This is a genomic window from Clostridium sp. BSD9I1, assembly GCF_900185645.1.
Taxonomy (GTDB): Bacteria; Bacillota; Clostridia; order Clostridiales; family Clostridiaceae; genus Clostridium_AK.
Map to the genome: position 1 here is coordinate 91,341 of NZ_FYAM01000023.1, position 18,248 is coordinate 109,588.

At 28.2% G+C, this 18,248-nt stretch carries 13 protein-coding genes; all 13 read left to right on the forward strand.

Annotated features, from left to right (window positions below; all coding sequences use genetic code 11):
• Window positions 1–7: 7 nt before the first annotated feature.
• A complete protein-coding gene (gene flgK / locus BSD9I1_RS07865; RefSeq protein ID WP_186429871.1) occupies window positions 8–1,768 on the forward strand; it encodes a flagellar hook-associated protein FlgK in 1,761 nt (586 codons plus the stop codon).
• A 76-nt stretch (window positions 1,769–1,844) separates the two neighbouring features.
• On the forward strand, window positions 1,845–2,876 hold the full coding sequence (gene flgL, locus BSD9I1_RS07870; protein ID WP_186429872.1) for a flagellar hook-associated protein FlgL: 1,032 nt from the start codon (window positions 1,845–1,847) through the stop codon (window positions 2,874–2,876).
• A 14-nt stretch (window positions 2,877–2,890) separates the two neighbouring features.
• Window positions 2,891–3,328, forward strand: coding sequence for a flagellar assembly protein FliW (fliW, locus tag BSD9I1_RS07875; protein ID WP_186429873.1), 438 nt, complete (start codon window positions 2,891–2,893; stop codon window positions 3,326–3,328).
• Window positions 3,322–3,540, forward strand: a complete 219-nt coding sequence (gene csrA, locus BSD9I1_RS07880; RefSeq protein ID WP_186429874.1) for a carbon storage regulator CsrA — start codon at window positions 3,322–3,324, stop codon at window positions 3,538–3,540. Before fliW ends, csrA begins: the two co-directional genes overlap by 7 nt.
• Window positions 3,541–3,565: 25 nt before the next feature.
• Window positions 3,566–3,922, forward strand: coding sequence for a flagellar protein FlaG (locus BSD9I1_RS07885; protein WP_186429875.1), 357 nt, complete (start codon window positions 3,566–3,568; stop codon window positions 3,920–3,922).
• A complete protein-coding gene (locus BSD9I1_RS07890; RefSeq protein WP_186429876.1) occupies window positions 3,923–4,249 on the forward strand; it encodes a hypothetical protein in 327 nt (108 codons plus the stop codon). It begins immediately after the preceding gene.
• Window positions 4,250–4,280: 31 nt separating this feature from the next.
• Window positions 4,281–4,667 carry a flagellar export chaperone FliS gene (fliS, locus tag BSD9I1_RS07895; RefSeq protein ID WP_186429877.1) on the forward strand — a complete coding sequence of 129 codons (387 nt, stop codon included), beginning with the start codon at window positions 4,281–4,283 and terminating at the stop codon, window positions 4,665–4,667.
• A 32-nt stretch (window positions 4,668–4,699) separates the two neighbouring features.
• The gene (gene fliD / locus BSD9I1_RS07900) at window positions 4,700–7,240 is read left to right on the forward strand and encodes a flagellar filament capping protein FliD (protein WP_186429878.1); all 2,541 of its coding nucleotides are present in this window, start codon (window positions 4,700–4,702) and stop codon (window positions 7,238–7,240) included.
• A gap of 29 nt (window positions 7,241–7,269) precedes the next feature.
• Window positions 7,270–7,608, forward strand: a complete 339-nt coding sequence (locus tag BSD9I1_RS07905; protein WP_186429879.1) for a flagellar protein FliT — start codon at window positions 7,270–7,272, stop codon at window positions 7,606–7,608.
• Window positions 7,609–7,721: 113 nt separating this feature from the next.
• The gene (hag, locus tag BSD9I1_RS07910; RefSeq protein WP_186429880.1) at window positions 7,722–8,636 is read left to right on the forward strand and encodes a flagellin Hag; all 915 of its coding nucleotides are present in this window, start codon (window positions 7,722–7,724) and stop codon (window positions 8,634–8,636) included.
• Window positions 8,637–8,818: 182 nt separating this feature from the next.
• Window positions 8,819–12,283, forward strand: a complete 3,465-nt coding sequence (locus tag BSD9I1_RS07915) for a glycosyltransferase (RefSeq protein ID WP_186429881.1) — start codon at window positions 8,819–8,821, stop codon at window positions 12,281–12,283.
• Window position 12,284: 1 nt separating this feature from the next.
• The gene (locus BSD9I1_RS07920) at window positions 12,285–15,767 is read left to right on the forward strand and encodes a TPR domain-containing glycosyltransferase (RefSeq protein ID WP_186429882.1); all 3,483 of its coding nucleotides are present in this window, start codon (window positions 12,285–12,287) and stop codon (window positions 15,765–15,767) included.
• 166 nt (window positions 15,768–15,933) lie between these two features.
• The gene (locus BSD9I1_RS07925; protein ID WP_242966444.1) at window positions 15,934–18,240 is read left to right on the forward strand and encodes a methyltransferase domain-containing protein; all 2,307 of its coding nucleotides are present in this window, start codon (window positions 15,934–15,936) and stop codon (window positions 18,238–18,240) included.
• The last annotated feature ends 8 nt before the right edge of the window (window positions 18,241–18,248 follow it).

The window sequence follows — 18,248 nt, forward strand, 5'->3', positions numbered from 1 at the left end:
AGTAAATTTGTCAGGATTATTTGGTACCCTAAATATAGGGAAGTCGGGTTTGTTTTCAAACCAAAAGGTCATAAACACAATTTCTCATAATATAGCAAATGCAAATACAGAAGGATATTCAAGACAAAGGGCGGAGCTTCAAACCACAAGACCTTATTCGAATCCTTCTCTTAACAGTTCATCTGAAGCAGGACAAGTAGGTACGGGAGTAGAAGTATCTCAAATTACAAGAATTAGAGATACATTTCTTGATTTTCAAGTACGTGAAGAGCTTGGAATTGATGGATGGTATTCAGGAAGAGATAAATTTTTAACTGAAATAGAAGGAGTATTTAATGAACCAAGTGAAACGGGCTTATCAAGCCTCATAAGCAAATTTTTTGGTTCATGGCAGGAGCTTTCAAAGCAAAGTGAAACTTCAAATGCGCGAACTGTTGTAGTAGAGCAATCTCAAGCCCTAACAAATGAGTTGAATCATACATACAACAAACTTCAAAGTGTAAAAGAAAATGCTCAAGACCTTATAAAACAAACGGTATTTGAAGCAAATAAGATATTAGATCAAATAACTCAGTTAAATCAGGAAATAATCCAGGTAAGTGTAGCAAAAAATAATCCTAATGATTTAATGGATAGAAGAGATTTGCTACTGGATCAGCTTAGTGGGAAGTTTGGAATAACTGTAGATAAAAAAATATTTAATGGAGTAGATGTAAGTACAAGGAAAGATGAGGATGCCAACACTCCAGATGGAATAAACTTGGTTCAAGCTGTGGACCCCAAAAAGGATGCAGATGGAGATGGTGTTGCAGACAAAGCCGTAGTTGGGAGGCTTTCATATATTAGCAGTATTGAACCTGTAGAGGGTGAAGCAGGAAAATATAAAATTGAATATTACAAAGATGGAGATATGACTGACGATAAAAACAGAGTAGTAGTTGAAGAAGTAAGTTTAACTAAGGAAGAATTTATGAAATTGGATCAATGCAGAGTGGTATGGACGAATAGCGAAGGTCAGTTGTTAGATGCTGATGGAAAACCAAGCACAACAGACATGGTGAAATTTACTCCATCTTCTGGAGAACTTAAAGGATATATGTCTGTACAAGAGGATGTGGATAAGTATATTGACCAGTTAAATAAATTGGCTAAGTCTATAGCTTATTCTGTAAATGCAGTACATGGACAAACAAATGATGCAACTAAAGATGATTGCCTTTTCTTTGTAAATAAAGATAATGCCACTGCAGCTGGAGAATCGGGAATTACTGCGGGAAATATAAGCATTAATAAGAATATAATAGATAACGTTATGCTTATAAAGACAGGAAAAGATAATGGCGGAGAAAGTGATGGAACAAGAGCGCTAGCTATTGCTCAGCTTATGGATAAACTTATGGAAGTCCAAAAGGTAACAGAGGATACAGATAGGGAAAGTTTTATAAACGTGCTATGTGATGGACTAGAGTTGAATAGCGAAGGAATACAAACTGTAAAAGGTAGAACCAGTGGAATGAAGGTAAATAATTATTTTAAAGATGTAACAGATGCGTTAGGTGTACAAACTCAGCAGGCTAAAAGAATGGTTAAAAACCAATTTGTACTTTTACAAAGCTTCGAGGAATCAAGAGCATCTGTATCAGGAGTATCATTAGATGAAGAAATGGCAAATTTAGTTCAATCTCAACATTCATACCAAGCAAACTCAAAGATAATAGCAACCGTTGATGAACTTTTGGATGTTGTAATCAACGGGTTAAAGCGCTAGTAAGAATCACTAATTGCTAAAATTTAAAATGTAATGATTGACAATCAAAACTATATAAGATAGGAGGAGTATAAAAGTGCGTATAACAAATAAAATGCTTTCAAATAATTTTTTATATGACATGCAAAATAATTTGCAAAATTTAAGTAAGCTTCAAGGTCAGCTTAGCTCAGGCAAGGAAATTAGGAGACCTTCAGATGATCCTTTTAAAGTTGCAAGAGCTATGCAAATGCATACAGACATAACTTCAAATAAGCAATATAACACAAACATAAAAGATACTACAAATTGGCTTGATCAAACAGACACAGCATTGAATCAATTAGGGAAGCAATTTCAAAGAATGAGGGAACTCATGGTTTCATCAGGTAATGCTGCTTATGGAAGCGATGAAAGGCAAAAGATAAAGGATGAAATGAACGGAATTGTAAGTAATATATCTCAAACATTGAATGCAAGTTTTGATGGGAAATACATATTTGGGGGAACTAGAGGAACATCAAAGCCTGTGGGAATAAAAGAAGAAAATAATAACAATATAATAACTTACAAGGCTGCAGATGGTTCGGATTTAACTTTTACTGATGCCGAGGATCCTGTTAAGAAAATTATGAGTGAAAGGCTGGTTACAGAAATATCCCAAGGGGTTACTGTAGAATATAATGTCACATCCATAGATGTTTTGGAATTCAAATATAAAAAGTCAAATGCGACAGGTGAAGTAAATATGGATGTAAAAGATATATTAGAAAACATAGTAAAGCATTTAGATGGTAATATTGCAAAGGCTGACGGAAGCGGATGGGAACAAAATACTTCAGAAGCTAGCGCTGCGCTAATGGGACAAGACTTAGATGATATGGATGCAGTAATAAATAATATTTTAAAGCTTCGTTCCCAAGTAGGAGCAAAAATGAATGCCATGGATAGCGCACAGGAAAAGAATTTAGATGAAAACTTAAATCTTACTGATATACTTGCTCAAACTGAGGATATTGATATAACTGAAAAAACTATGCAGTTTGCTACAGCACAAACAGTATATATAGCAGCTCTCCAAACCAGCGCAAAAGTACTACAACCAACACTTATGGACTACTTAAGATAGGAAGAGGGGTTTTTATGCAACTTATTACAAAGTATCATGGTGCAATTGAATATAATGAAGAAGATATAATTACATTTAAAAAGGGACTTCCTGGATTTGAAAATCTAAAGAAATTTATAGTAGTTCCATTTGAAGATAATGAAGTATTTAGTATTTTAATTTCATTAGAAGATATGGAAGTTGGAATACCTGTTATATCACCTTTTAATGTAGATGAAGCTTATGAATTCAAACTGTCAGATGAAAAGATAAATGAATTAAGTGTAAATTCTCCAGAAGAAATACTAGTTTTAAATACCGTTACTTTAAATAGTAATGTAAAAAATATCACAATTAACATGAAAGCTCCAATAATAATAAATATAAAAGAAAAAATTGGGGAACAAATAATACTAGATAACGAAAAATACAGAATAAAAAAGCCCCTTTTTGAGGAGGAAAGTTCATGTTAGTAGTAACAAGAAAAAAAGGAGAATCCATATTAATAGGAGATAATATCGAAATAACAATTGCAAAAATAGATGATGGATCTGTGAAAATTGCTATATCTGCTCCTAAAGAAGTAACCATACTAAGAAAAGAACTATATAATGAAGTTCAAAATGAAAACAAGGAAGCTGCAAAAATTGACATGTCAATACTTAAAAACCTTAAAGGAAAATAAAAGTAATATAAGGGGTGTCTAAAGCATGGATGTTAAAGTGTTAAGTCATGGAGGACAAAGGGATTTTGACATAAACTTAAAAAACTCAAATGAAGTTATTATAAATAATGATAGTGTTAATCATAAGGATATAAATAATAATTTAGAAAAAGAAATTAAGTTATCAGATGTGGAAAAGGCAGCAGAAAAGCTAAACAAGCTCTTTGAAGATAAAAATACTCATATAGAATATGAACTTTACGGAAAGTCTAAAAGTATGACTATAAAGATTGTTGATAATAGCACAAAAGAAGTAATAAAGGAACTCCCTCCAAAAAAACTTATCGATATGGTGGACAAGCTTTGTGAGTTAGCAGGATTAGTTATGGATGAAAAGGCTTAAATGGAATACAAACTTAATAAAGTGGATTTAGATGTTCGTCAAAGAATTGAGGATTCTGTTAGGGATGGAGTTGTCCATAGAAAAGATGAAATATCAATAAAAAAAGATGGAGGAAATCCAGAAGAAAAGAGTAAAAATGAGTTTTCAAAGAGTTTGAAAAAGGTAAAAGAACAGAATAAAAAAGACAAAGAAAATAAAAGAAATAAACAAGATGATAAAATTTTAATTGAAGCGGTAAAGATGAAAGTTGTTAATATAGAAGCTTCTATAGAAAATAAAGATAAAGAAATCATAACATCGGGAAGATTTTTAGATACTAAGAGATAACTATGTAGCTTTATAAATGGGAGGTCTATATATGTATGGAAATAATGCATATAATGCATATAAAACAAATAGCGTAAACTTTGCTTCAAAGGAACAGTTACTGCTTATGCTTGTAGATGGGGCAGTAAAGTTTGCCAAAATAGGAAGACAAGGGATTGAAGAAAGAAATATTACTAAGGCCCACAGCAATTTAGTTAAAACTCAGGATATATTTTATGAATTAATGGCTACATTAGATGTTAGCCAAGCTGGAGAATGGGGACAAAACTTAATGAATATTTATGACTTTATTGTTAGAAAGTTAACTGAAGCTAATATTAAGAAAGATGTAAAAATTGTTGATGAAATTATTCCTTTAATAGAAGATATTAGAGATACTTGGAATGAAACATATAAACTTTCTAAAGCGGTGAAGTAAATTTAAAATACGTATGGAAGGGAATGTTCAAAATGGGTGGGATTACCTCAGCAAGTAGTAGGTTAAGATTAACTGGAATGGCTACTGGAATAGATACGGACGCAACAATAAAACAGATGATGTCTGCATATTATACTAGAGTAAATAAAGTAAAACAGCAGCAGCAAGTATTACAATGGAAACAGGATTCATATAGAGATTATATAGGTCAAATAAACTCACTTAAAAGCAAATATTTTGATGTGTTGTCAAAGGATTATATACTGTCAAGTAATAATTTTTCAGCTTTTCAGGTAACTCCTTCAGATACATCCAATACTTCAATTATAGCTAAAGCTACAACTGGGGCTATAGAAGGGAATTATAAGATAGAAGTAACTTCAGCTGATATAGCAACAAAAGCTTCACTTAGTCCAACTAAAAGTGTAAATGTTAAGGAAGCTACAGCAGGAGTTTCGTTTCCAATAGTTATAAAAGCAGATTCAAATAGTACTGGTAATTACAATAATATTTTACAAGTTACTTATAAAAATGAAGCAGGAGATAGTGTAGTTGAAGATTTAACTATAACATCAGGAACTTACAGTAATTTAACCAATTTAGCTGCACAAATTAATAAAGATATGTCTAATGTTGATATTGGTGGGGAGAAGAAACTTAGCGATAATGTTAAAGCAGTTGTAAAAGATGGTTCTATTAAATTCCTTCAAAAGGTCACTATAGATGATACAAATAAAGAATTAACAATTGATATTAATGGAACAACACAAAATATCACAATAGAAGCAGGAAGCTATACCATGGAGGAGCTAGCTATAAAGATAACAGGTAAGCTGTCAGGTGGATACAAAGCAGCTGCTTCAAGTGATGGATTATCAATTTCTTTGTCTAAAGATGGATCTCCTATTAGTGGTACTGCATATTTTAAAGATGATGATGAAGACATTACTAATAACAAAGAAATTTTAGTTGAGAATGTATCGCTACAAAGGCCTGTTGGGGCAGCAAATGCAGAGACTTTTTCTACTCCAGCAATAGATGGTAATTCATTATCTTTTGATAAGAGAATAATCGCAGGAATTAATGATACTTTAACCTTTAACGTTTTCGATGGAACTGGAGATACAACAACTCCTATAAGTGTTACATTAACAGCTGGTGCATATAATACATCTTCGCTTATTACAGCAATTAATGATGAACTAGGAGTAGGAAGTACAATAAAACTTTCCGAATCAGCTGACGGTAAGATATTATTTAATTCTACCACTAGTAACCAAATAAATGTAACTGGCAATGCGGCTACAACATTAGGAATATCAAGTGGATTTAAAATAGATCAAAGCGCTAGTGAGAAGATGGCTAATATTATAAGTAATACTGGAAAAGACAATGTTTCGTTTACCATAAATGGGAAGTCTTATAATTATGATTTTACCAAGACAAGTAATGAAGCAACTAATGGAGCAAAAGATAAAACCGTATCCGATATATTAAATGATATTTCAAAAGGTTCAAATGTAGATATATCTTACAGCCAATTGGATAGAAAGTTTTATATGACTTCAAAGGATACTGGGGCAAGCCAGGATATTAAAATAACAGATGATCCTAATAATAAATTTATAGAAAACTTATTTGGTACTACAACAGCTACCAAAGGTACTGACGTTGTTGTAAAGATAACGCAGCCAAATGGTTCAAGCAATACTCTTATACAAAGTTCTAATAACTTTACAGTCGATGGAATCAGCTATACATTAAATAGTAAACCTACTTCTCCGGTAACTTATGGAGTTAAAGGTGATACTGAAGGTACCTTTAATAAGATTAAAGGATTCATAGATAGTTATAACGAGCTTATAGGAAAAATTTCAAGTGTAGTAGAAGAGAAAAAACAGTACACCTATTTGCCACTTACCGATGAAGAAAAGGAATCTATGAGTGAAGATCAAATAGAAAAGTGGGAAACAAAAGCCAAACAAGGCATACTTTCAGGAGATAGTACCTTGGAAAATATGCTGCTTCAAATGAGAAGAGCATTTACCGATAAAATTGAGGGGTCTGGTACTAGTTTCTTTGAAATAGGGTTGAATACCTCAGCTGATGTATCTCAAAGAGGGAAAATAGTCATAGATGAAGAAAAGCTAACAGAAGCTTTGAAAAATGATCCTGATAAGGTAATGAATTTATTTATTCAAAAATCTACAACTCAGAGTTATTATTCAAGAACAATGAAAAGTGATGATAGAAAGATAAGATATAATGAAGAAGGAATTTTTAATAGAATAAGTGATATTTTTGAAGATAATATATCAACTTATAGAGATAGTAATGGTAAAAAGGGAATATTGCTTGAAATAGCAGGGATTAAAGGAGATTTTACAGAATTTAAGAATACCATTACTGATCAAATTGAAGATAAAAAGACAAGAATAAATGAAATGCTTGAAAGAATATCCGATAAGGAAGAGAGATATTATAAGCAGTTTGCACAATTGGAAGCTGCAATGAATAATATGAATTCCCAAAGCAGTTGGCTAGCTAGTCAGCTTGGAATGAGTCAAGGATAAACAAGTAAACTTGATATGGAGAGTTTATTATGAATTTAAGTGAAGAGTTAATCAAATATAAGAATTTAACTTTAGAATTAATTACTAGTGTAGAAAAGGAAGAGTACGACAACTTAGATAACTTATTAACTAATAGGCAAAATGTAATAGCACAAATAAATGAGTTAACATATTCTAAAGATGAGTTTTTATACTTATGTAAGGATTTAGATATATTAGTATTAAATCAAAAGTTAATAAAGATATCAAATCAAAAAAAGTCTGAGATTCGTAAACATATAGATGAACTAAGAGTCTCTAAAAATGCAAATAAAGGTTACAACAAAAAATTTGCAGTGGATTCAGTATTTTTTAATAAAAAAACTTAAAAATTTTTATAAAAGCTATTAAGCATTAAAAAAGCTTAACGATATATTAAATATAACAAATAAAAAAGTGGAAAAGGATTTCCGCAAATAAAAATTCAGGGAGGAATTTTATTATGATTATCAATCACAATTTAAATGCAATGAATGCTCACAGAAACATGGCTACAAACAATGTTAATTCAGGAAAGTCTATGGAAAAATTATCTTCAGGCTTAAGAATAAACAGAGCTGGAGATGACGCAGCAGGTCTTGCAATTTCTGAAAAAATGAGAGGACAAATCAGAGGTTTAGACCAAGCTTCAAGAAACTCTCAAGATGGTATATCAATGATACAAACAGCAGAAGGTGCTTTAAATGAAACTCACAGCATTCTTCAGAGAATGAGAGAATTAGCAGTTCAATCAGCTAATGACACAAATGTATCTACTGATAGAGAAGCTATTCAAGGAGAATTAAACCAATTAACTTCAGAAATAACAAGAATAGGAAATACAACTGAATTCAATACTCAAAAGGTATTAAATGGTGGCTCAGCTTCAACAATAAATCAAACTTTCACAGCAACATTACAAATAGGTGCTAATGAAAGCCAAACATTTAAAATTGAAATTAAAGATATGAGAGCTAATGCTCTTGGGTTAACAAATGCAGCCTCAGGTACAAATCCAGGTGATACAAATACAGCAGAATTAACAGATACTTCACTTGATGGAACAGCTGAATTTGCATTAAATGTTGGAAGCACTGCAGCAGCAGGAACAGCAATAACAACAATAAATACTGCAATTAATACAGTTTCCACAGAAAGAGCTAAGCTTGGAGCATACCAAAACAGATTAGAACATACAATTGCTAACTTAAATACAGCTTCAGAAAACTTAAGTGCATCTGAATCAAGAATTAGAGATGTTGATATGGCTAAAGAAATGATGTCATTCTCAAAGAATAACATTCTTAGCCAAGCTGCACAAGCAATGCTTGCTCAAGCTAATCAACAACCTCAAGGAGTTCTTCAATTATTAAGATAAGTAGAGAACTAATTTTAGTAATAACTAAAATTCAGTGAATCGCTTACTCCGCTGACGTAAGGAGGCGGAGTTTCCTATAAAAGATCAGAAAGAAATTTCTGGTTTTTTGTTTTTTTAAAGAAAAATATTATAGAGACGATATTAATAATACAAAAGAAATTAATTTGAGAGTTGGTGCAAGTATGAAGCTAAGTGCATGTATCATTGTAAAGAATGAAGAACAACATATAGAAAGGTGTTTAGAAAGCATATATCCTTTAGTTAAAAAAGGTATCGCAGAAATAATTTTAGTAGATACTGGTTCAAAAGATAAGACTATAGAAATAGCTAAAAGATACACTGATAAGATTTATTTTTATGAGTGGATGGACAACTTTGCAGAAGCTAGAAATTTTAGCATTTCTAAAGCTAAAGGAGAGTATCTTTTAATAATAGATGCGGATGAGGAAATAGAAAAAGAAGCATTAAATAAAATAATAGATTTATTTAATGCTAATAACTATAAAAAATTTAATGCTTTTACTTTTAAAGAAAAGAATTTTACAGATAAGGACTTAAAAAACTTTGGCATATTTACTAGGGCATTTATCTTTAAAAATTCTAAGGATTTTTTCTATACAGGAAGTATACATGAACAACCGAGTATTTTAAGGCCATCCCAAAATTTAGATGCAAATATACTACATTATGGATATATAACTAATGAAGAAACAAAAGAAAAAAAATTTATTAGAAATTCAAAGATGTTAAAAGAAGCATTAATTAAAGATCCTAATAATCTTTATTATAGGTATCAATTAGCAGTAACCTATGAAGTAAATTATAATTTAACAGAAGCTGTAGAACAAATAGATATTATTATAAATACAATAAAAAATAAAAAACATAACCAATTATACCTACTTTATTATAGTGCTGCTGCTAGAATTTATAATTCATATAAACTTTATAGTAGGGTAATAGATATTTGTAATATAGGATTAGAAAAACAATATGATTTTATTGATTTGATATATAGTGAACTTGGAGCATTTTATGCCATGGAAAACTATCAAGAAGCATTGAATTATTCAGAAAAATATTTAAATTTACTAAAAAGTTTTAAAGAACATGATATTTTCCATGATACAAGATTTTTATTTCACTCATTAAACTGTAAGGATGAAATAGAAAAAGTAAAACTCATATGTTTGTATAAAACAAAGAAAATAGAATTAAAAGAGCTTATAAAGAAATGCAAATTTGAAAATATTAGCGAATTGTCATCAAGGTACATAATTGAAGATTTAGTTCGTTTTATATGGAATTATAATATTGACAATAATATGCATATAGATGATTTAAAGTGTTTAAAAGATACTATTGATTTTGTATTTCAAAGAACATTAAACTCTAAACAATTAGTACCATTATCTAAAGAACAAAATTTATACATAATAGATAAATACTTTAAACTAGGCAAAACATTTCTTGAGATAGGGCAAATTTTAAATGAAGAAGAAAAGGTGTTTTTTAAAGAGATAGATAAGTGTTTCAAGAATGTTCAGAACAGTGATTTATTAAATGCTATAAAGAGTTTAAAATATGCAGTTGAAAAAAATCCTAATATGGCAAGACCTATGGAGATTTATATAGAAGAATTGTTAAGAAAATATAAGACTCTAAAAGAAGAAAATGAAATGGGTAGGCTTGTTAAAGAATTAAAAGATAAAATTGAATGGCTTATACAAAAAGGATATATAGAAGAAGCTGAGGGTTTAATTAAAGAATGCGAAAAGTATAATATAGATGAACAGTTATATTCGATGAAAGCTATAATATTAATTATGAAGAATAAAATTGAGGAAGCAGAAGAGTTGCTGATTACAGCTGTAAAGAAATACTCGGAGTGTTCAGACTTAATATATAATTTAGCTTATGTATATGAAATAAGTAAAAATGAAGTTTTAGCGTTAGAATATTATAAAAAAGCTTTAAAATTAAATAAAAATAAAGAAATTAAAGATCAATTAATAATTAAAATAAATAGTATAGAAAAAACTAATCTGAATTTAAATTATATAGAAAAATTAGCTGAAAACTATTTGTTTAAAAAGAAAGACTTAGAAAGAGCACTAATAATGTATAAAAAAATAGTAGAATTAAATCCGGATTACCCCTATGGAAATTATTATATAGCTGAATGCTATTTAAATATGGAAAATATAAATAAATCTAAGGAATATTTTCAAAAATCTATGGATTTAAAGCAATATAATGTTTCAGGTTTTAATAATTATGCTCATTTATTAAGTAAAACTGGAGAAAACGAAAAGGCTATTTATTATTTTGAAAAAGCCATTCAAAGAGCGGATAGGAAAGTAGAGATGTTTAGCAATTTGCTATTAACACTAAATTATGATTTGTTTTTAAGTAATGAAAAGATGTTTTTAAAACATTTAGAATTTGCAAAACTTATAGGGGAAAAAGAAGAGAAATTTAAATCGGTAAAAAAAAGTTTAGATATAAATAAAAAATTAAAAATAGGATACGTTTCTTCAGATTTTAGACAACATTCAGTGATGTATTTTATTTCATCTTCAATAGTTGCACACAATAAAAATAATTTTGAAGTATTCTGTTATTCTGATGTGTTGAAAGAAGATAGAATTACAGAGAGTTTAAAGATATTCTCAGATAATTGGAGAAATATAAGTAGTTTAGCAGATGAAGAAGTTGAAGAAGGTATAAAAAAAGATGATATAGATGTACTTGTAGATTTAAATGGGCACTCTGGTAAAAATAGGATGAGCGTTTTTGCTAAAAGAGCAGCACCAATACAAATAACATGGATAGGTTATCCTAATACCACAGGTCTGAAAAACATGGATTACAGAATAACAGATAGTCTCGCAGATCCAGAAGGAGTTACAGATAAGTATTACAGTGAAAAGCTTATACGAATGCCAGAATCCTTTCTTTGTTATGCATCAGGAGATTATCCTGATGTAGCAGAACAAATTCCTTATTACAGAAATAAAAAAATAACCTTTGGTTGTTTTAATAATATGGCTAAAATTACAGAGAAAACCATAAAAATTTGGTGCGATATTTTAAAAAATGTGAAAAATTCAGTATTAGTTTTAAAGAATACAGCATTCTTGGACGAAGACATAATAAATAGCTCTAAAGAAAAGTTTTTAAAGCACGGTATAAAAGAAGAACAATTAATTTTTTTAAAAAGAGATAATAATGTTAAAGAACATCTTAGTAGATACAATGATATAGATATAGCATTAGATACGTATCCGTATAATGGAACTACGACTACTTGTGAAGCTATGTATATGGGGGTTCCTGTTATAAGTTTAGCAGGAGAAAGGCATGCTTCAAGAGTAGGTGTAAGTTTGCTTACCAATGTGGGACTTGCAGATTTTATAGCATATAGTGAGGAAGAGTATATAGAGAAGGCAGTTTGTTTAGCTTATGATATAAAAAGATTAGAAAAAATTAAGCTAAAATTAAGGCATAATATTAAAAAGTCTCCTTTAATGCAGGCAGATAAATTTACGAAAGAACTTGAAAGAATTTATAGAAATTTATGGATTAGACATTGTGAGCGTGAAGATGTAGCTAAACAAAAAACAAATTTAGAATTTGGAGAATAATATGAAAAATCTAAGTATAGTTATAAAAGAAGATTCGAAAGATAATATATATAATTACATCAAAATTTTAAACACGCTTTTGGAAGATGGGGAAAGCCAACTAGTTATAATAAACAATTTAGAAGAAAAGCTTGATATAGAGTATGATCATATAATATATGAATTTAAAGAAGATTATAAAAAATTTCGGGAGTTTTGCTATGCATCATGCTTTAATAAGAACATATTAATTATAGAAAGCGGTATGGTCTTAAATGAGGAGTTAGTTAAACATATAAAAGAACTACTAGTAAAGTATAAAGATGTAAATATAAAATTGAATATAAAAAGATATTATTTAAAAGATAACTATTATAAAAAAGAAAGTAATATTATTTATAACTTGCAAACTTTAGACGAGAAAAAGTTAGAAGTTGAAATTGATGATTTTTGTTATTTTAATAACTTGGAAGTTAATTTAAATCATAATGTAACTAAATTTATAAAAGATAACAAATTTCAAGAACTTTATTTATGGTATAAAAATTATATTATAAAAGATGAAAATATTAAGCTTAAATTTTATAATTGTTTAGAAAAGTCTAAGATAGAATTAGAGAATATTTTTAATCAAACTATAGAAAATTACTTTATTTCTGAAAAGCTAGATTGCAAATATTGTGAATATTTGTGTTTGAGAAGGAAAATTATAAACAATGAATTATCAAAAGATTATCTAAAAAATGTATTAGAAGGAAATGAGTTTAACGAAGAGGATATTTATTTTACTAACATCATACTTGAGTTATTTAAAAGAAAAGAATTAATATGTGAGATATTTACAATTATAAATAAAGATACTATAGATGCTTATATGAAAAATATATTTGATGAATATAATAACTTTTATTTAATCATATATGATTTTTTAACTTCAACAGATACAAAACAGAAATTAAATACTATTGAAAATCAAACTATAGAAATATATATGAACTTAATTGAAATATACTCAAAAAATATGAGTTATCGTTCAGAAAAAAAGCATGAAAAAGATAAGATAATACGATTATTTGAAGACTATCTACAATATGGCTTATGGTTATTAAATAATAATAGTGATATAAAGAAAGATAAAAGAGATTTTTTAATACAAATAAAACAAGCATTAAATCTTATAAATTTAAGAAAAGTTGAAGATGCTGTTACTATTTTAAAAGAAGTAGCCGAAATTTACGAGATAATGACGATGCCAACAAGGTATTATATACAAAAGATTATAAGAGTTAATAATATTTATAAATATAAATTAAGTATATGCATAATGGCTAAAAACGAAGAGAAGTTCTTAGGTAAATGTTTGAAAAGTATAAAGCCATTAATAGATTCTGGAATTGCTGAATTGATTTTTGTGGACACGGGATCTACAGATAAAACTTTTGATATTGCATCAAAATATACAAATAAAATATATATCAAAGCATGGCAAGGTAATTTTTCTAAGATGAGAAACTATTGTATATCATTAGCGCAAGGAGAATATTTATTTATTCCTGATGCAGATGAAGAGTTAGAACAAGATGGATCAGGAAAATTAATTGAGCTATTTTCAACTGAAGAATATAAGGAATATTCAACATATACTTTTAAAGAAAAGAATTATGAAGATACTCAACTTAAAAAGTACTCAATGATTGTAAGAAACTTTATATTTAAAAATGAAGACACATTTTATTATTCAGGAAGTGTTCATAACCAACCTAATTTCAAAAAACCTATAATGAATTTGGATTTAACTATACTTCATTACGGTTATATAATGAATAGCAGAGAAGTTAAAGAAAAAAAATTTAATAGAACAGGTTATATTTTAAAAAAGGAATTAGAAAAAGAACCACAAAATCTTTATTATAGATACCAACTAACAAAGAGTTATTCTATATATGGAAAACATAAAGAAAGTCTAAATCAAGCAAAGCTATTTATGAAAATATTACAAAAGGTTCCTTTAGATTATAAGTATATAGTTTATTATAATGCAGCAGCGATAGTATACTTTTGCAATACTTTATATGATGAAACAATTAAAATATGTGATGATATTTTAAGTATAAGTCCTGAGTTTATTGATGCGATATATTTTAAAGCTCAATCATTATTCTTAAAAAAGAATTATGAAGAAGCCATAGATTATTATAAATATTATTTAAAGATACTAAAAAATATATATAAGAATCCTATAATAAATGATACAAGATTAGAATTCTACAGTGTTGATTCGAAAAAAATAGCAGAAACAGATATTATGATTTCTTATTTAAGTCTTTGTAAGTATTCAGAGTTTATAGAGTATACATTGACTGAAAACAAGGATGGGATAGTTAGGCATCAATTTGGAATGATTAATAGCTATATACAGCTTAAAAGTTTCAGAGAATTAGCTATATTTTATAAAGAATATATATACTTTGCAACAGAGAATGATAAGCTGAACTTTATTTATTATATCAGAAATGAAATAATAAACTTAAATGAGCAAGAATTAAAAATACTTTTTAATGAATTTAATAAGTTAAATATAAAAGATGAATATACTTATTTGATAAAATCATCCATAGAGAAAAGAGAGAAAAATTCATTAAGAGATACAATTAAATTTATGTCTAATCAGGATGTAGAAAACTTAAGTGCAGTAACGTTAGAAAAAGCAATAATAAATATTATTACTTTTTTAATTAATAATGAAGATGTAGATTTAAATTTGGATGAAATAACGAAGCTTAGAAAGATTACTAAATATATTTTAGTACAAGCTCTTAATAAGAAGACTATAAGTGGATTGAATAAAGAACATATATTAAAGATTATACTTAAACATATGAATTATAGCTTTTTAGTATATGAAAATATGAAAGAAAATTTAAGTAATGAAGAAACGTTGTTCCTAGAAAAGATATCTTTAGCTCTTCAGTATATTGAAAATAAAGACATAGTATCTGCAGTGAAAGCAATTAAAGATGCTGTACTTGAAGATGAAGAAATGGCTAATGCTATGGTAGTATATATAGAACATTTAATAGGTAAAAATGAAAAAAATATTGAGTTGGAAAACTATGCATTAGTGATAAAAGATAAAATTAAAAGATTAATAGAGCAAGGAATTTATGAAGCGGCGAAAAAATTAATAGAAGAATATGAAAGTATAATTAAAAATGACTTAGAGATATTATCCATGAAGGTTATTATTTATATCGTAGAAAATAAACTTAATGAAGCAGAGACGTTGATAAAAGAAGGATTAGAGCTAGATGGTAATAACTTTGATTTGCTATATAATTTAGGATATATTTATGAAATAGAAAAAAGATATCATGAAGCGATAGAATTCTATAGTATGGCAAAGGAAAATGCTAGTGAAAAAGAAATATATGTTGAGATAGATAAGCTAATTGATAACATAACAACTGTTGTAGAAGGGGATTCCAGTCTTAGAGGAAAAATATAAACTTATCAATACTCTTTAAATTGATGGACTATTTGAAAATGATTTCTTAAATTATCTTGAGATAGTTCATTTTTTCTGTTGCATTAGATAATAAGAGTCTTGCATTAAAGATTATGGTTTCCTGCACGATAAATAAATAATTAAGCCATATGAGGTGATTATCAAAATGAAAGAAATGGACAATCTAAAGGTTACTCTGAAAAATAATATAACTATGCTTATAGACAACGGAAAGTTAGAGGAAGCAGTATTATTAATACAGCAGTATAAAGAGATAGTTAGTGATGATGTTGAAGTATATTCCATGGAAGCTATTATATACATGATGAAAGGGAATTTTGATAAGTCAGAAAATATATTACTTGATGGTCTTATTATTGATGAAGAAAACTTTGATTTAAATTATAATTTGGCTTATGTATATAATGAAAAAGAAGATTATAATTTAGCATATAAATATTATAAAAAGGCATCAGAAAGATGTAATAACCAATTTGTAAAAGAAGAAATTAGTATTGTTTTAGATAATATAAGAATTAAGAAGCCAAGTTTATTAAAAGAGAAAAAGAAAATAGTTTTCTTTGATAAAGGTGATGATAAATTCATTTGGGATATAGTAAATGAATTATGTAAAGAGTATGAAGTTAAAAAAGTAACCATAACCAATTTGAGCCAAATTGATGAGTGGATGGAATGGGCTGATATTTGTTGGTTCGAATGGTGCGATGAACTGGTAGCCTATGGAAGTAAACATAAGTTAGCTAAAGAGAAGAAAATTATATGTAGGTTGCATAGATATGAAGCTTTGACATCTTATCCTCAAAATGTAGAATGGGAAAACGTAGACAAGTTAGTTATAGTAACTGACCATTTGAAAAATTTTTTGCTAGCTCAATTGCCGGATATTGATAAAAGAGTTGAGATTATAACAATAAGAAATGGTGTTAATTTAGATAAATATGAATTAAAAGAAAGAAATAGTGGATTTAACATTGCTTATATTGGATATATACATCAAAGGAAAAATCCTTTTCTATTAATACAAATAATTGAGAAGCTTGTAAAAATTGATAAAAGATATAAGCTTTATGTAGCAGGGCAATTTCAAGATTCGCTTATTGAACTTTATTGGAATTACCAAGTTGAAAAGATGGGATTACAAAATAATGTTATCTTTCAAGGTTGGCAAAATAATATAAACAAATGGTTAGAAGATAAAAACTATATAGTATCTACAAGTATTCACGAGAGTTTCGGATATGGTATTGCAGAAGCTATGGCAAGGGGCATAAAACCAGTAATTCATGATTTCGTTTTTTCAGAAGAAATATGGGATGAAAAGTACCTTTTCAACACTATTGACGAAGCAGTAAATATGATACTAGATAAGAAGTATGATTCTAAAGAGTATAGAAAATTTATTGAAGAAAAATATTCATTAAATAAACAAATTGAAATGATAAAAGGAACTATTGAAGAAATTAATAAAAAAGAAAATAATAATATAATCATTTTAGAGTATATATATGATAGATTGAATAAGTTTATTGGGTATAGTCAATATAATTTCGATAACTATGATTTTGAGTCATCAAAAATAATAATTGGCAAAAAAGAAAATATAAACGATGACTATGAATTAATTGAATTTATTATAATGAATAGTAGTAATAAAAAGCTCGTTATTAGCAATATTTGGAGTGATAGAAAAAATAATCAGATTATCATACCAGACCAAATGAAGAGAAGTAAGAACATAAAATTCATTGTGAAATTTATCCATGAAGCTATGCAGTGTCAGGTGGATTTTATTAATGGTATTGCAGGATTTGTATTTAATAAAGATATGATTGAAGATATAAAAATAAATGCAGATGTTTACAATTGGGAAAGGGCAATTCCAGCATCACAATTTATGACTATGCTAGGATATTTAAAAATTGCTGAAAGGTATATATTTGCAGGTGATTTTATTAATAACAGTGATACAGTACTGGAAGCGCCATGCGAGTTTGGATATGGAGCAGCATATTTTTCAAGTTTATGTTCTCATGTAGAGGCATTAGATATTGCAGATGATAATATTAATTTTGCTAAAGAAACATACTCAATGAATAACATTTCTTGGGTAAAAGGAGATGTAACTAATCTGGAATATAAAGATGATGAATTTGATGTTTATGTCTCATATGAAGTTTTTGAGCATTTATCTTTAGATATGGTTGAAAAATATTTGCACGAAGCATATAGGGTTATAAAAAGAGGAGGAAAATTTATCATATCTACTCCAAATAGAGAAATGAGAAAACATATTAATAATCCATTTCATATTAAGGAATATAGTTTTGTTGAGTTTAGTAGATTGATAGAAAAATATTTTAATAGAATAGAATATTATTCAGTAAGCAATTATAAAGTTGAAAAGGGAATGAAGGATACTGCTGTTAATATGATAGCGGTTTGTATGAAATAATGATATTA

Bases quoted from the DNA above. Each gene is read 5' to 3' on its own strand.
- fliW (WP_186429873.1), top strand. From the start codon at position 2,891: ATGCAACTTATTACAAAGTATCATGGTGCAATTGAATATAATGAAGAA.
- csrA (WP_186429874.1), top strand. From the start codon at position 3,322: ATGTTAGTAGTAACAAGAAAAAAAGGAGAATCCATATTAATAGGAGAT.
- BSD9I1_RS07885 (WP_186429875.1), top strand. From the start codon at position 3,566: ATGGATGTTAAAGTGTTAAGTCATGGAGGACAAAGGGATTTTGACATA.
- BSD9I1_RS07890 (WP_186429876.1), top strand. From the start codon at position 3,923: ATGGAATACAAACTTAATAAAGTGGATTTAGATGTTCGTCAAAGAATT.
- fliS (WP_186429877.1), top strand. From the start codon at position 4,281: ATGTATGGAAATAATGCATATAATGCATATAAAACAAATAGCGTAAAC.
- fliD (WP_186429878.1), top strand. From the start codon at position 4,700: ATGGGTGGGATTACCTCAGCAAGTAGTAGGTTAAGATTAACTGGAATG.
- BSD9I1_RS07905 (WP_186429879.1), top strand. From the start codon at position 7,270: ATGAATTTAAGTGAAGAGTTAATCAAATATAAGAATTTAACTTTAGAA.
- hag (WP_186429880.1), top strand. From the start codon at position 7,722: ATGATTATCAATCACAATTTAAATGCAATGAATGCTCACAGAAACATG.
- BSD9I1_RS07915 (WP_186429881.1), top strand. From the start codon at position 8,819: ATGAAGCTAAGTGCATGTATCATTGTAAAGAATGAAGAACAACATATA.
- BSD9I1_RS07920 (WP_186429882.1), top strand. From the start codon at position 12,285: ATGAAAAATCTAAGTATAGTTATAAAAGAAGATTCGAAAGATAATATA.
- BSD9I1_RS07925 (WP_242966444.1), top strand. From the start codon at position 15,934: ATGAAAGAAATGGACAATCTAAAGGTTACTCTGAAAAATAATATAACT.